The organism is Burkholderia sp. D-99, from assembly GCF_011605345.1.
Taxonomy (GTDB): domain Bacteria; phylum Pseudomonadota; class Gammaproteobacteria; order Burkholderiales; family Burkholderiaceae; genus Burkholderia.
This window is the reverse complement of the sequence record NZ_JAAOXM010000001.1, coordinates 56743-71105: the sequence shown is the minus strand read 5'-3', so window position 1 is coordinate 71105 and position 14363 is coordinate 56743. Positions and strand designations below refer to the sequence as shown.

The following is a 14363-nucleotide window of genomic DNA, read 5'->3' as shown; positions in this document are numbered from 1 at the left end:
TCCGATGGACCCGCGACTGCTCGATTACTACAACCAGGAACTCATTTACATGCGCGAGCTCGCCGCCGAGTTCGCGCATGCACATCCGAAGATCGCGCGTCGGCTCGGCATGCAAGCCGGTGAAGTGGCCGATCCTTACGTCGAGCGGCTGATCGAATCGTTCAGCTTCATGGCGGCGCGTATGCAGATCAAGCTCGATGCGGAGTTTCCGCGTTTCACGGAGCGGCTGCTCGAGGTCATCTACCCGAACTACGTCGCGCCGACTCCATCGATCTCGATCGCTCGCCTGTATCCCGGGCAGGCGGAAGGTAGCCTCGTCGATGGTTATCGCCTTGCGCGCGGGACCGCGTTCACCGCACAGGTTCCCGATGGCGAGCGCACGGCCTGCCAGTTCACGAGCGGACAGGACGTCACGCTGTGGCCGCTCACGATCAACGACGTGCGGCTGACCGGCATTCCACCGGACATCCCGGCGCTGGAGCGTTATTGCCCGCCCGATACGCAAGTGCGTGGGGCGCTGCGAATCAGGCTCGCGACCACCGGCAATATGCGGATCGCCGACCTGAAAGGACTCGACCGGCTTCCGGTCTATCTGGCAGGCGACGAACAAGTCGCGTCGCACCTGTTCGAATTGCTGCATGCGAGCGGCATCGCTTCCGTGATCGGCGCGCCCGGCGAGTTCGGCACGCCGGGCGCGCCGATCACGGCCGTCACCGACCATGCGGTCGAACACGAAGGTCTGGGTACCGATCAAAGCCTGTTGCCGCTCAACTGGGCCAAGTTCCACGGGCACAACTTGCTGCACGAGTACTTCGCCTGCCCCGCGCGGTTCTGGTTCTTCGCGTTGAACGGTCTTGCCGAAGGGTTCTCGCGCGTCAACGGCCGGGAAGTCGAGATCGTCGTCCTGCTCGACCGGGCGCCCGGGTCGCTCGCCAATCTCGTCGATGCATCGCGCTTCGCGCTCTTCTGCACGCCCGTCATCAATCTGTTCCGCAAGCATACCGACCGGGTCGAGATCTCGCCGCGCGACACCGAATTCCATCTGGTACCGGCTCGACTCACGCCGCTCGACTACGAGGTGTTCTCGGTCAGCGCCGTCTACGGGCAGGTCGCCGCAACGTCCTCCGAACTCGAGTTCCGGCCGCTCTATCAGACGCTGAACAACGATGAAGGCAACCACGGCCGTTATTTTTCGATGCGGCGCGAGCGGCGCCTGCTGTCCGATTCGGCGCGCCGCTACGGGACGCGCACGCCGTACGTGGGGACGGAAGTCTTTCTCTCGCTCGTCGACCAGGCCGAGGCGCCATATGGCGAAAACATCCGCTTCCTGTCGGTCGAGGCGCTGTTGACGAACCGCGATCTCGCCACGCTCGTGCCGCGCGACGGCGTGCACGACCTGGAGACCGCGCAGTCCGCGCCGGTCGACAGCATCGGCCTGATCCGCCCGCCGAGCGCACCGTTGCCGCCTTATGCCGAGCGGGAAATGGCGTGGCGCCTGATCCGCCAGCTGAACTTCAACTATCTGCCGCTCGAAGCGCTCGATCACCGGGAGGGCGGGCAAGGCCTGCGCGACCTGTTGCGCCTGTATCTCGTGGATGGCGACGCCGGACAAGGCCGGCAGGTCGAAAGCCTCGTGGGCGCGAAAACGCGCGCGGTGACGCGCAAGCTGCCGGGAACCGGCCCGATGACCTTCGGCCGCGGCATCGAATGTGCGCTGACGGTCGACGAGACTGGCTTCTCGGGCGTGAGCCCCTATCTTTTCGGCACGATCCTCGAACATTGGCTCGCGCGGCACGTGTCGATCAACAGCTTCACGCAGACGGAGCTGCACTCGATGCAACGCGGCCGGATCGCGCGCTGGCCGGCGCGCACCGGCACGCGCGGGGCCCTGTGATGAAGCGCGCCACGCTCCCCGCGCTGCTGCGCGACAACGCGCTGTCGCCCGAATTACTCGACGCCCTGCAGGCCGGACCCTGGCGTTTCGGGTTCCTGTCGTTGCTGCGGCGGATCGGTGCGAACCCCGCGATCGATCCGGTCGGCACCGCGCGTCGGCCGCAGGCCGAACCGTTCAGGCTGGGCCAGCAGCCGAGCCTGGCCTTCGCGCCGCGGGAAATCGCGAGCGCACACGAGATGGCCGGGCGACTCAAGGTGCGGCTGTTCGGCCTCGGCATGCTGGGGCCCAACGGCCCACTCCCCATCCACGTGACCGAAATCGCGAAGGATCGGGAAAGCAGCCGCCGCGACACGACCACGGTCGACTTCTTCGACATCTTCCATCACCGGTTCTTCACCCTGTTCTATCGGGCGTGGGCGTCCGCACAGGCGGCTGCAGGCCTCGACCGGAAACACGACGAGCAGTTCTCGTTCTATGTCGCCAGCCTTGTCGGGCAAGACATCGGCGAAATCACCCGGCGCGCCCTTCCGTCGCATGCGCGCCTTGCCGCCTCGGCCCATCTCGTTCGAGAGTCGCGCAATCCGGACGGGCTGCGCGCCACGCTCGGACATTATTTCGGCGTCCCGGTCGCCCTCGAGGAAAACGTCTTTCACTGGATCGAAATCGATCCGGCCGACTGCGGGCGCATGGGTTACCCGGGCGCTGCCGCGACGATGGGCCGCGGCGCGGTGCTCGGGCGCGTCGCACCGGACCGCCAGCACCGGTTCCGCATCGTGATCGGCCCCGTCGATCTCGACGCGTACCTGCGCTTCACGCCGCAAGGCGAAGACCTGCCGCGCCTCGTCGAGTGGGTGCGGGCATTCGTCGGTCACGAGCTCGAATGGGAACTCGAGCTGCGCATCAAGCCCGAGAGCGCGCCGCCGGCCGTGATGGGCGGCCGGCAGCGGATGGGCTGGTCCGGCTGGCTGGGCCGCCCTGCGTCCGACAAGCCGATCACCGGCATGCGCTTCGAGCCCGAACGCCATGCACGCCATTTCAATCGCCGCGACACGGCCTCCGAACATCGACCATGAGCAGGAAATCGTCTACCACGCAAAACACGCCCGGCCGGGCGGCCGTCGCGGATACGCCGCATGAGGACTGGCTCGCGCCGTTGAGCGATACGGCGCCGTGCGGCCCGGATCTCGAATACGACCACGATTTCGTGGTCCTGTTTGCCGGCACCGCGCCCAGGCAGGATGTGCAATACGGCGCCTTCGTCGGTGCGCCCGATCCGCTCAACTGGAGCGAGATCGAGCGAGACTGCCGACGTTTGATGACGCGGACGAAGGACATGCGCGTCGCCGTACTGCATACGCGCTGCCGCACGCGCCTGGGCGGCGTGGCGGGTCTTGCGGATGGGACGCGGCTGCTGGCGGCCTGGTTGCAGGCGTTTCCGGACCAGGTCCATCCACAGGCCGATGCCGACAACGATCGCCACGCCGCGCTGGAAATGCGGATGAACGCATTGCAAGCGCTGTCGGATCCGGAAGGGTTGCTGGCCGACGTGCGGGAAATCGTCCTGACACGATCGACCGCCACCCGGCTGCAGGTACGCGACGTCGAGCGTGCATTCGCGCATCCGCGTCCGGTCGATGCGCTCGCTCCCGATTCGGTCGCGCTGCAGTTGCAGAACCTGCGCGAACAGCAGCCGTCGACGATGAAGGCCTTCGACGACACGATCTCGAGCCTCTGCGCCATCGATACGTGGTGCGCGACGCATCTCGAGACGTATCTGCCGGATTTCTCCTCGTTGATCCGCCTGCTCCGGCTCTTTCAAGCAAGCGAACCGCAGGTCGATACCCGATCAGACACTTTGCCTGCGGTCGAGCACGAGGACCGCGATACACCGGCGTTGGCGGCACTCGCCGAAACGCCCGCATCGCCGGCACGCCCGGATGATGCGCCGGCTGCTTCTCCAACCTCGACGTCCGTTGTCGCGCCCGCCCCGCTTGCACCGACGGACCGGCAGGCAGCGTTGACGTTGATCTGCGCGGCACGCCGGTGGTTCGAGACGAACGAACCGAGCAGCCCCATTCCGGTGCTGCTCAAACGTGCCGAACAATTCGTCGGAAAACGCTATGTCGATGTCGTCAAGGCCGTCCCGCCGGAGCTGCTCGCCCAGTGGGAAGAGGCAGATGGTTCATGACGGCATCTCGTCACGCCTTGGCGTGACGAGATGCAACACGCACTCGACGATCAGCTCTCCACATCCTCGAGACTGAACACCTCCGTCTTGTCGTTATACGAAAAGACTTCGCCGTAACGCCCCCAGTCGATCACCGCGTCGAGCGTTTCCTCGGCCGCTTCGTCGGACAGGAAATCCTCCAGCTCCTGCTCGAAGCGCACGCGCGGCGCGCGATGGCCCGGACGCTCGTTCAGCACCTTCCGGATCCGCGCAGCCAGCGGCACGTGCTTCAGCAAATGATCCGCGAACATCAGCTTGCGCTCCTGCGTACCGAATTCCGCGAACACGCGCGCGGGCGGCGTCAGGAACACGTCGCCTTCCCGCACGTCCGCGAAGCCGAGGTACTGCAGCACTTCGGCGATCGGGAACAGTTCGTCGACCTCGAGATGCAGCGTACGCGCGATTTCCGGCATATCCGCGCGGCCATGGTACGGCGCCATCGCGAGCGTTTCGATCAGGCCGGACATCAGGTTGGTCGACACGCGCGGCAGCCAGCTGCCGAGCTCCAGCCCCTTCTTCGTCGCCTCGTTGGTCGCGCGCGCCGTCATCTTCGCGTAGATGTCGTCGACCAGCTTGCGGAAATCAGTGTCGAGCCGGTTGCGCGGATGCTTGAACGGCACCTTGATCTCGGCGATCACGCGGCCCGGATTCGACGACAGCACGAGGATCCGGTCGCACATGAACACCGCTTCCTCGATGTTGTGCGTGACGATCAGCACCGACTTGATCGGCATCCGGCCCTGCGTCCACAGATCGAGCAGGTCGGTACGCAGCGTCTCGGCGGTCAGCACGTCGAGCGCGGAGAACGGCTCGTCCATCAGCAGGATCGTCGGATCGACCACGAGCGCGCGCGCGAAGCCCACACGCTGGCGCATGCCGCCCGACAGCTCGCGCGGATAAGCGTTCTCGAAGCCGTCGAGACCGATCAGGTCGATCGCGGCGAGCGCACGCTCGCGCCGCTCGCGCGCGCCGACGCCGAGCGCCTCCAGGCCGGCTTCCACGTTCTGCAGCACCGTGAGCCACGGGAACAGCGCGAAGGTCTGGAACACCATCGCGACGCCTTCGGCCGGGCCGCTCAGCGGCTTGCCGAGGTAGGTCACTTCGCCGCCGGTCGGCTCGATCAGGCCGGCAATGATGCGCAGCAGCGTCGACTTGCCCGAGCCGGAACGGCCGAGCAGCCCGACGATCTCGCCTTCGCGCAGCGACAGGTTCGCATCGTCGAGCACGAGCAGTTCGCCCTGCGACTTGTTGAAGCCGCGGTTCACGTGCTCCACGCGCAGGATTTCGTCGCCGAGGCGCGGCGGCTGCAGTGGCTGGGACGTCTTGACGGGGGCGTTGATAACGTTCGAATTTTGCATCGCGCTTACTCTCAATCGAGACGGAGCCGGGATTCCGCATAGGCGTACATCGGACGCCACAGCAGACGGTTGAACAAGGTAACGAACAGGGACATCACGGCGATGCCCAGGATGATCTTCGGAAAATCGCCGGCGGCGGTGGTCTGCGCGATGTACGCGCCAAGGCCGTGCGCGACGACCTTCGTGTCGCCCCACTGCACGAACTCGGACACGATGCTCGCGTTCCACGCGCCGCCCGATGCGGTGATCGCGCCGGTCACGTAGTACGGGAAGATGCCGGGCAGGATCGCCTGCCGCCACCACTGCTTGCCGCGAATACGGAAATTCTTCGTCACTTCCTTGTAGTCGTTCGGATAGGACATCGCACCGGCGATCACATTGAACAGGATGTACCACTGCGTGCCGAGCACGATCAGCGGCGACAGCCAGATATCCGCGTTCAGGTGGAAGCGCACGATCACGATCACGAACACCGGGAACAGCAGGTTCGCCGGAAACGCCGCGAGGAACTGCGCGATCGGCTGGACTTTCTCGGCAAGCGACGGGCGCAGCCCGATCCACACGCCGATCGGCACCCAGATGACCGATGCGATCAGGATCAGGAACAGCACGCGCAACAGCGTGATAAGGCCGAGCACGAACACGTGGCCGACCTCGGCCATCGTCACGCCGGTCGCGACGAAGCTGACGACGCGCCACACGACGTACACCGTCAGCAGGACCACGAGCGCGCCCCACACGATGTCGCCGATCCGCGACGACTTGCGGCGCGCCGATGCGCCGCGCGCACGCGTGCCCTTCAGCGCCGGCACGCGCAGCGGAATCCGCGCGGCCTGCGACAGCAGCCAGCCGGCCGGCACGAGCAACTGATGGATCAGGTGTGTGCGGCGCATCATGTCGAGCAGCCAGGATTGCGGCGCATCGCCCGACGCGGTGTTCTCCATCCGGAACTTGTCGGCCCACGCCACGAGCGGGCGGAACAGGAACTGGTCGTACGCGAGGATCACGACGGTCATCGCGAGCACGACCCAGCCGACCGCGCCGAGGTTCTTGTCCGAGATTGCCTGCGCGAGATACGCACCGATGCCCGGCAGCGTGATGGTCTGGTTGCCGACGGTGATGGCTTCCGACGCGACGACGAAGAACCAGCCGCCCGACATCGACATCATCATGTTCCAGATCAGCCCCGGCATCGAGAACGGCACCTCGAGCTTCCAGAAGCGCTGCCAGGCCGTCAGATGGAAGCCGCGCGACACTTCGCTCAGGTCGCGCGGCACCGTGCGCAGCGACTGGTAGAAGCTGAACGTCATGTTCCACGCCTGGCTCGTGAAGATCGCGAAGATCGCGGCCAGCTCGGCACCGAGCACGCGGCCCGGAAACAGCGCAAGGAAGAACGTGACCGTAAACGAGATGTAGCCGAGCACCGGCACCGACTGCAGGATGTCGAGGATCGGAATCAGCACCATGCCCGCACGGCGGCTTTTCGCGGCGAGCGTGCCGTAGACGAGCGTGAACACGAGCGACGCGACCATCGCGGCGAGCATCCGCAGCGTGGTGCGCAACGCGTATTCGGGCAGGTTCGACGGGTCGAGCGTGATCTTCTGCGTCTGCAGCACGCCGATCGGCGCCATCGTCTGATGGAAGCCGACGATCGCCATCGCCAGCAGGCAGATGATCAGCGGAAACGCGATGGCATCCCAGCGGTTGGGGAGCACACGCCACGCCGAAGCGTTCGCGGTGCGATTCGGGTCGAAGAAACTGATATCCATCGGTAGCGTCTTGTGTCGGATTGAAATTCGATGGGACCGGCCGCGCGCCGCGCGGCCGGACGTCGCGCCCCCCGGCGCGGGTCAGAACAGTCCGTGCAGCGCCCAGTACAGGGCAGCCGACAGGGCGATCGACGCAGGCAGCGTCAGCACCCATGCGAGCACGAGGTTGCGCACCGTATCCCAGCGCAGGCCCGCGCCGCTCGCCGTCATCGTGCCGGCCACGCCCGACGCGAGCACGTGCGTCGTCGACACCGGCAGCCCGTATGCGTCGGCCATCCCGATCGTCAGCATCGCGACGGCCTCGGCCGATGCGCCCTGCCCGTACGTGAGATGCGACTTGCCGATCTTCTCGCCGACCGTCACGACGATCCGCTTCCACCCGACCATCGTGCCGAGGCCGAGCGCGATCGCGACTGCGACCTTCACCCAGGTCGGGATGAATTTCGTCGCGCGATCCATCTGTTTCTTGAACGCCTCGAGCGCGCTCGCGTCCTCGACCGAGAACGCCGGCGCCTTCGCCTTCTCCATCAGCCGGATCGCCTCGGACGCGACGTACATGTTGTTGCGCACGTTGTCGACGAGGTTCTGCGGCACGCTCGAGATGCCGCCGGCCTGCGCGACCTGGTCGGCGATCGTGTCGGTGAGCTTGCCAAGCGCGGGAATCGTCACGGGCGTCAGCTTGTGCGTGCGCACGTACGCTTCGACATCGGCACGCGGGTTGGCGGACTGCACGGCCGGATCCGCATACTTGACGAGCGTCGTCGACGCATGGCGCGCGACCGCGACGAACGTGCTCGTCTGGTCCGGCGTCACGGCCTTGTTCAGCGCGTACGCGGTCGGCATCACGCCGATCAGGATCAGCATGATCAGCCCCATGCCCTTCTGCCCGTCGTTCGAGCCGTGCGCGAACGACACGCCCGTGCACGTGAGGATCAGCAGCAAGCGAATCCAGAACGGCGGCGGCTTGTTGCCCCTCGGCTCCTGGTACAGCGCCGGCACGCGCACGAGCGCCTTCAGCAGCAGAAGCACCAGTGCCGACAGCACGAAACCGATCAGCGGCGAGAACAGCAGCGCCTTGCCGACGCCGAGCGCCTGGTTCCAGTCGACACCGCTCGTGCCCGACGGGCCGTTGACGATCTGGTTCATCAGGCCGACGCCGATGATCGAGCCGACCAGCGTATGCGAGCTCGACGACGGCAGGCCGAAATACCAGGTTGCGAGGTTCCACGTGACGGCCGCGATCAGCAGCGAGAACACCATCGCGAAACCCGAGCCGCTGCCCACCTGCAGGATCAGCTCGACCGGCAGCAACTGCAGGATGCCGAACGCGACGGCGCCGCTCGACACGAGCACGCCGCACAGATTCCAGAGGCCCGACCAGACGACGGCGAGGTGCGGATCGAGCGAGTGCGTATAGATGACGGTCGCGACCGCGTTCGCGGTGTCGTGGAAGCCGTTGACGAATTCGAAGCCGAGTGCGATCAGCAGCGCGACGATCAGCAGCAGGAACGGGAGGACCGAACTTTCCTTGACGGGGCTGAGGTCGGCACTGAGATGGATGCCGACGTAGACGATGCCGCAGGCAATGATCAGAAAAAACAGCGCAAGGCTGATGGTGCGCGTGCGGTTGCTGACCGCACCGCTGGTTTCCGTTGCCGCGAGATTCGGCATGAAGGGGCTCCGGACAGGTGACTCGGAGTCGCAGGCTATAGGTCGGTCGTGACGCAAATGTGACGTGTCACTTACAGGACATTGACAGGTCATCCTTCAATCGCCGTTCATCGCCCCGCTGCCCGCGGGCAGCGGTATCCGCCCTCGTAACGCGCGGGAATATCCGCGGGAATAAATCCGCCGCTTCGCCGGTATCGCACACGAATGCGCCGGTTTATTCCAGGACGATCCGGCCGTCCGGTTTCGTCACACGAATGCGAGGCTCCCATGTCTTCATCGAACCCCACCCGCCCGTCGCGCCGCAAGGCCCTGCAGTGCATGGCCTTCGGCGGTCTCGGCACGCTGTTTACGCTGTCGGGCGGCATCCTGACGCCGTTCGACCTTGCGCTCGCGCAGGCCGGCGACGCGCTCCCGGCCAACGCGGGCCGCCCGCTGTTCGTGCAGATCAGCGACACGCACATCGGCTTCAACAAGGACGCGAACCCCGACGTATCGGCCACGCTGCGGCAAACGATCGACCTCGTCAACGGCATGCCGGCGATGCCCGCGCTGGCCATCCATACGGGCGACATCACGCACCTGTCCAAGCCCGAGGAATTCGACCACGCGTCGCAGCTGCTGTCCGCGCTGCGCGTGCCGGAACTGCATACGGTGCCCGGCGAGCACGACGTCACCGACGGTTCGGGAGCCGAATATTTCGGCCGGTTCGGCAAGGCGTCGGACAACCGCGGGTATTACAGCTTCGATCACGCGGGCGTGCATTTCATCGGCCTCGTCAACGTGATGCACTTCAAGCCGAACGGGCTCGGCAGCTTCGGCGACGACCAGCTCGCGTGGCTCGCGCAGGATCTCAAGGGCCGCTCGTCGAGCACGCCGATCGTCGTGTTCTCGCACATGCCGATGTGGACCATCTACGAACCCTGGGGCTGGGGCACCGGCGACGCACCGCAGACGATGGCGCTGCTGCGCCGCTTCGGCTCGGTCACCGTGCTGAACGGGCACATCCACCAGATCGTGTCGAAGGTCGAGGGCAATGTGACGTTCCACACCGCGCGCTCCACCGCGTTCCCGCAGCCCACCGCCGGCAACGGCCCGGGCCCCGTGCCGCTGACCGTGCCGCGCGACCGGCTGCCGTCGATGCTCGGCGTGACGACCGTCGAATTCGCGGGCCATCCGGTCGCGTCGTCGCTGCACGATGCGACGCTGGCCTGACGCACCGATCCGCAAGGAGACCGACATGAACCGCTTCAAGCAATCCAGCCTCGTCGCGGCGCTGATCCTGTGCGCCACCGCCCCGCTCGCCGCGTTCGCGCAGGGCCCGGACGGCCCGCTCGTGACGATCCACAATTTCATGTTTTCGCCGATGTCGACCACGGTCAAGGCCGGCACGACGGTCACGTGGAAGAACCTCGACGGGGAGCCGCACACCGTCGTCAACGACGCCGGCATCTTTCACTCGTCGGCGCTCGACCAGGGCGATACGTACTCGTTCCGGTTCGACAAGCCGGGCGTCTACAAGGTGTTCTGCGGGATTCACCCGTACATGAAGGAAACCATCACGGTCGAATGACGCGGCGCACCACGACACGCGCGGACGCATGGCGGGCGGCACCGCCTACAATGCCCCCATCCCATTCGCCCGCGTGGCCGACGGAGCCGCCCATGCCCAGGATCGACCTCAGCGCCGTGCCCGAACGCCACGGCAGCGGCTATCCGCGGCCGTTCGACGCGCAGTGCGCGCAGCGCATCCGCCAGCGCGTCGGCGACGCCGGCGGGCTGCGCGATTTCGGCGTCAACCTGATGCGCGTGCCGCCGGGCGGCTGGTCGGCGCAGCGCCACTGGCATTCCGACGAGGACGAATTCGTCTATGTGCTCGAAGGCGAACTCGTGATGATCGAGGACGGCGGCGAAACCGTGCTGCGCGCGGGCGACTGCGCGGCGTTCCCGAAAGGCTCCGGCAACGGCCATCACCTGGTCAACCGGTCGGAGGCGCTCGCCGTCTATCTCGAAGTCGGCTCGCGCTCGCCGGACGACGTGATCACCTGCCCCGACATCGACATGATGAGCCCGAGCCGCGATGGCCGGTTCCTGCACAAGGACGGCACGCCTTACCCGGACGCGTGACGCCGGTCGCTCGCGGATGCGCCGCGAACGACGGCGCGAGCGGCCGGACACCGGCTTCGCGACGCTGACAACCGCGCCGAAGGGTCGGAAGCGATCGGCCAAGCAGGCGCGAATCGCCATTGCGCGGCGGGCGCCCCCCGCCCCCAATCGCCTAAACTGAATCGAACCATTCGGTTCCGACCCACCTTCACACGCAGCGAGGCGAGCCATGACCGCGAGCGAACCGGCACGCATGAACCTCCCCGGGCAAGTCGTGCTCGTGCTCCAGGGCGGCGGCGCACTGGGCGCGTTCCAGCTCGGCGTCTTTCAGGCGATGGACGAAGCCGGGATCCGGCCCGACTGGGTGGTCGGCACGTCGATCGGCGCGATCAACGCGGCGCTGATCGCCGGAAACCCGCCGGAGCAGCGCTACGACAAGCTGTCGGCGTTCTGGCGCCGCGTGACCGAACGAACCCGTTTCGACGCCGCGCCGTTGCTGCCCGGTTGGGACCGGACGCTGGCCGAGCTGATGATCATCGGCGGCGGCATCGCGGGGTTCTTCCAGCCCAATCCGGCATCGTGGCTCGGGCCGATGGCGCGCCTCGGCGTCGATCGCGCGTCGTATTACCGGATTGCGCCGCTGCGCGACACGCTTGCGTCGCTGATCGATCCCGACCTGCTGAACGCGGGCCACCCGCGCCTGACCGTCAGCGCGGTCAATGCATGCACGGGCACGATGCGCTATTTCGATTCACGCGACACGCGGCTCGGGATCGAGCACATCATGAGCTCGGGCGCGCTGCCGCCCGCGTTTCCGGCGATACGGATCGACGGCGAACCGTACTGGGATGGCGGCGTGTATTCGAACACACCGGTCGAGGTCGTGCTCGACGACAACCCGCGCCGCAGCTCGATCATCTTTTCCGTCCAGATGTGGAACCCGGCCGGCCCCGAGCCCGAGAGCATCTGGCAGGTGTCGGAGCGGCAGAAGGACATCCAGTATGCGAGCCGCACCGACAGCCACATCGCGCGCCAGCAGCAGATCCACCGGCTGCGCCACGTGATCCGCGAACTGGCCCGCCACGTGCCGGAAGCCGAACGCGCGTCGCCGGCCGTGCGCCGGCTCGCCGCGTGGGGATGCGAAACGACGATGCACCTGATCAAGCTCGCGGCGCCGCGCCTCGCCGGCGACAATCAGTTGAAGGACATCGACTTCACGCCGGCCGGCATCGCGGCCCGCCGGCAGGCCGGCTACGAGGCCGCGCAACGGGCTATCGCGGCACGTCCGTGGGACACGCCGACGGACCCGACGGAAGGCCTGACGGTATTCGACGCAAGCGCACCGCCAGGCGCGGCAGAAACGGCCTGACACACGGCGCCGCGATCGCGCGCCGACAGCCTCGGCGAGATCACGCGCGATCGGCCTCCGATCGATCGTCGTCGCGGCGGATCTCGCTCAACGGCTCACTGCGACGCCGCGCGCATGCCCGGCGCGGTGCCGGCGACGACCGGACACGATTGCGGCAGCGTCTGGCCGAACAGCACGGCGAGCCCGCAGGCGGACGTGAACATGCCGAGATTGTCGTGCCCGACGCCCGGCACTTCGACGACCTGCTGCGCGAGATCGTCCGGATGCCGCTTCTTCAGGTAGTCGAAATACGCGAGCCCGCGCGCGAGCCGGTACGGGCCTTGCGCCATGGCCGCGCACGAACGGTCGATGAAGTGCGTGTAAGGGTTCGTGTCGGCCTGGCCGAGCAGATAGACGACATGGCGCGCGACGTAGCGCGTTTCGAGTTCGTGCACGTCCTGCGACGCGACGTAAGGCGGCGCCGACTTCAACCCGTATTTCCATTCCGTCGCACTCGGGCAGGTGCCGCCCGCGATCGCCGTGGCATCCGGCCGTTCGTCGTCGAAATACAGGTAGCTCGACGGGTTCGCGACCACATAGCGCACGGCGATGCCGGCGTTCGCGAGCGCATCGCCTTCGCGCCCGGCTACCGCATAACGCTGCAACAACTGCGCGCCGGCGGAATGGCCGATCACGACCACCGTCGACAGCGACGGGTACAGGCTGCGGTCGGCGAAATGCGCGAGCAACGCGTCGAGCGCGGCAAACGAGCTGACCGGGCCCGGCTGGCGGGCCGGTTCGCCGCCTTTCCAGCCTTCCTGCGTCCACGCGAGCGTCGGCGCGGGCAACGAGAACGCGCGCGTATCGGCGCGCGTCAGGAACTGCGGCGCGACGACCATCGTGCCCTTGCCGGCCGCACCGGCCTTCTCGACGACCTCGCGCCCCGACGCGTAGTACGCGTCGGCATTGCGGAGCGTGCCGTGAATCACGACGAAAACCCGCGTGACATCGGGCGCCGCCTGGTCGAGCGGACGATCGGCGTAGACGGGCAGCAGCGCACTGCCCTGCGGCGTATCGACGGCCACGCGCTGGCCGGCGACGGCCTTGACCGGCGCCTCGAGGCGTTCGCGCTGCATGAGCGTGGCGGCTTCAGCCGGAAGCGCGCTGCCGGGCACGCCGAGTACGGCACCGGCGGCCGCGAGCGAAACCGCACATGACAGCGTTCGGGCAGCCGGCAGCACGCGCGGGAACCGGAGGTTGGCGAAGGCGACTGAAATGAGTGACATGGCGACGGATCGAGTGGCGGGTATGACTTTAACGGCGATGGTCGCAGAATCCGTCGCGCGCCGCCTGACTGTTGCGGAAAGCGGTTCCGTCGGCCGGCGCCGCGCCACGCGCCACGCTAGGCCGCCGCGGCGCCCGGCAGGCCCGGCCGCGCCGGTGCCGGCTCGAGCCCTTGCCGATCCGGCTGACGACGGTGGGCACCTTCCCCGTCGATCACGGCGTCGACGGGCGCGTCGGCGACCGGGTAGTCGAACACCAGCACGCGTTGCGGATCCAGCAGCGGGCCGATATCCGCCTTGAACGCATGGTGTTGAAGGTCGTAGTAGAGCGGATCGTCGACGATCGGCTCGCCGATGTAGTAATTGCGATCGCCCTCGGAATCGAAGCTCATCAGGAACGCATGCTCGAAGCCGCGGTCCGCGCCTTCCCCGCTGCTCTGCAGGCCGTGTTCGATCGAACGGATGTACGGCCTGCCGTCGCGCACGCACGTGTCGCGCAGGGTCAGGAACGCCGCGACGGCCTCACGCCGCAGCGCGACGGGGACGCGCTCGGCGAAGCGGAGCAGCACGAGATGGCGAACCGTGCCGACCCGGTAGTCGGAGGCCGTAAACGCGCGGGCGCCGACCTGACGGAGCGCGTCCCTGAGCGTCTCGGCGGCTGGTTTACGGTCGACTTCGGCAAGTGTGTGGCTGGCGCTCATGGCAACTCC

Annotated in this window: 12 protein-coding genes; 7 read left to right on the top strand and 5 right to left on the bottom strand. The window is 67.0% G+C overall.

Features of this window, described 5'->3' with window-relative positions; translation table 11 throughout:
- Nucleotides 1-4 precede the first annotated feature (4 nt).
- From tssF to HAV18_RS00350, 3 genes are read left to right on the top strand one after another with little or no spacing between them, the layout of a single operon-like run.
- The gene (tssF, locus tag HAV18_RS00360; protein ID WP_166951086.1) at nt 5-1894 is read left to right on the top strand and encodes a type VI secretion system baseplate subunit TssF; all 1890 of its coding nucleotides are present in this window, start codon (nt 5-7) and stop codon (nt 1892-1894) included.
- Nucleotides 1894-2967, top strand: a complete 1074-nt coding sequence (gene tssG, locus HAV18_RS00355; RefSeq protein ID WP_166951084.1) for a type VI secretion system baseplate subunit TssG — start codon at nt 1894-1896, stop codon at nt 2965-2967. The genes tssF and tssG overlap by 1 nt, the downstream gene beginning before the upstream one ends.
- Nucleotides 2964-4082, top strand: coding sequence for an ImpA family type VI secretion system protein (locus HAV18_RS00350; RefSeq protein ID WP_166951081.1), 1119 nt, complete (start codon nt 2964-2966; stop codon nt 4080-4082). The genes tssG and HAV18_RS00350 overlap by 4 nt, the downstream gene beginning before the upstream one ends.
- Before the next feature lie 50 nt (nt 4083-4132).
- On the opposite strand, the gene HAV18_RS00345 is transcribed toward HAV18_RS00350, so the two are convergent.
- The 3 genes from HAV18_RS00345 to HAV18_RS00335 form a co-directional block, all read right to left on the bottom strand.
- A complete protein-coding gene (locus tag HAV18_RS00345; RefSeq protein WP_166951076.1) occupies nt 4133-5479 on the bottom strand; it encodes an AAA-associated domain-containing protein in 1347 nt (448 codons plus the stop codon).
- An 11-nt stretch (nt 5480-5490) separates the two neighbouring features.
- Nucleotides 5491-7248 carry an ABC transporter permease subunit gene (locus HAV18_RS00340; protein WP_166951073.1) on the bottom strand — a complete coding sequence of 586 codons (1758 nt, stop codon included), beginning with the start codon at nt 7246-7248 and terminating at the stop codon, nt 5491-5493.
- A gap of 81 nt (nt 7249-7329) precedes the next feature.
- Entirely contained in the window at nt 7330-8919 is a 1590-nt protein-coding gene (locus HAV18_RS00335; RefSeq protein ID WP_166951069.1) for an inorganic phosphate transporter, read from the bottom strand.
- A 267-nt stretch (nt 8920-9186) separates the two neighbouring features.
- Here HAV18_RS00335 and HAV18_RS00330 point away from each other — a divergent pair, with 267 nt between their 5' ends.
- The 4 genes from HAV18_RS00330 (at nt 9187) to HAV18_RS00315 (ending at nt 12391) form a co-directional block, all read left to right on the top strand.
- Nucleotides 9187-10131: a metallophosphoesterase gene (locus tag HAV18_RS00330; RefSeq protein ID WP_166951066.1), complete on the top strand. Its 945-nt coding sequence runs from the start codon at nt 9187-9189 to the stop codon at nt 10129-10131.
- Nucleotides 10132-10156: 25 nt separating this feature from the next.
- Nucleotides 10157-10489, top strand: a complete 333-nt coding sequence (locus tag HAV18_RS00325) for a cupredoxin family copper-binding protein (RefSeq protein WP_166951061.1) — start codon at nt 10157-10159, stop codon at nt 10487-10489.
- Nucleotides 10490-10581: 92 nt separating this feature from the next.
- Complete coding sequence (locus tag HAV18_RS00320; protein ID WP_166951057.1) at nt 10582-11043, top strand: cupin domain-containing protein; 462 nt, start codon at nt 10582-10584, stop codon at nt 11041-11043.
- Nucleotides 11044-11251: 208 nt separating this feature from the next.
- Nucleotides 11252-12391, top strand: coding sequence for a patatin-like phospholipase family protein (locus HAV18_RS00315; protein WP_166951053.1), 1140 nt, complete (start codon nt 11252-11254; stop codon nt 12389-12391).
- Between the two features lie 95 nt (nt 12392-12486).
- Here HAV18_RS00315 and HAV18_RS00310 read toward each other — a convergent pair whose 3' ends face one another.
- Both HAV18_RS00310 and HAV18_RS00305 read right to left on the bottom strand, forming a co-directional pair.
- Complete coding sequence (locus HAV18_RS00310; RefSeq protein ID WP_166951048.1) at nt 12487-13656, bottom strand: alpha/beta fold hydrolase; 1170 nt, start codon at nt 13654-13656, stop codon at nt 12487-12489.
- A gap of 116 nt (nt 13657-13772) precedes the next feature.
- Nucleotides 13773-14354 carry a Dabb family protein gene (locus HAV18_RS00305; protein ID WP_166951043.1) on the bottom strand — a complete coding sequence of 194 codons (582 nt, stop codon included), beginning with the start codon at nt 14352-14354 and terminating at the stop codon, nt 13773-13775.
- Nucleotides 14355-14363 lie beyond the last annotated feature (9 nt).

Coding starts and splice junctions, on each gene's coding strand:
- HAV18_RS00315 (WP_166951053.1), top strand. CDS start 11,252: ATGACCGCGAGCGAACCGGCACGCATGAACCTCCCCGGGCAAGTCGTG.
- HAV18_RS00340 (WP_166951073.1), bottom strand. CDS start 7,248: ATGGATATCAGTTTCTTCGACCCGAATCGCACCGCGAACGCTTCGGCG.
- tssG (WP_166951084.1), top strand. CDS start 1,894: ATGAAGCGCGCCACGCTCCCCGCGCTGCTGCGCGACAACGCGCTGTCG.
- HAV18_RS00350 (WP_166951081.1), top strand. CDS start 2,964: ATGAGCAGGAAATCGTCTACCACGCAAAACACGCCCGGCCGGGCGGCC.
- HAV18_RS00310 (WP_166951048.1), bottom strand. CDS start 13,656: ATGTCACTCATTTCAGTCGCCTTCGCCAACCTCCGGTTCCCGCGCGTG.
- HAV18_RS00345 (WP_166951076.1), bottom strand. CDS start 5,479: ATGCAAAATTCGAACGTTATCAACGCCCCCGTCAAGACGTCCCAGCCA.
- tssF (WP_166951086.1), top strand. CDS start 5: ATGGACCCGCGACTGCTCGATTACTACAACCAGGAACTCATTTACATG.
- HAV18_RS00325 (WP_166951061.1), top strand. CDS start 10,157: ATGAACCGCTTCAAGCAATCCAGCCTCGTCGCGGCGCTGATCCTGTGC.
- HAV18_RS00330 (WP_166951066.1), top strand. CDS start 9,187: ATGTCTTCATCGAACCCCACCCGCCCGTCGCGCCGCAAGGCCCTGCAG.
- HAV18_RS00305 (WP_166951043.1), bottom strand. CDS start 14,354: ATGAGCGCCAGCCACACACTTGCCGAAGTCGACCGTAAACCAGCCGCC.
- HAV18_RS00320 (WP_166951057.1), top strand. CDS start 10,582: ATGCCCAGGATCGACCTCAGCGCCGTGCCCGAACGCCACGGCAGCGGC.
- HAV18_RS00335 (WP_166951069.1), bottom strand. CDS start 8,919: ATGCCGAATCTCGCGGCAACGGAAACCAGCGGTGCGGTCAGCAACCGC.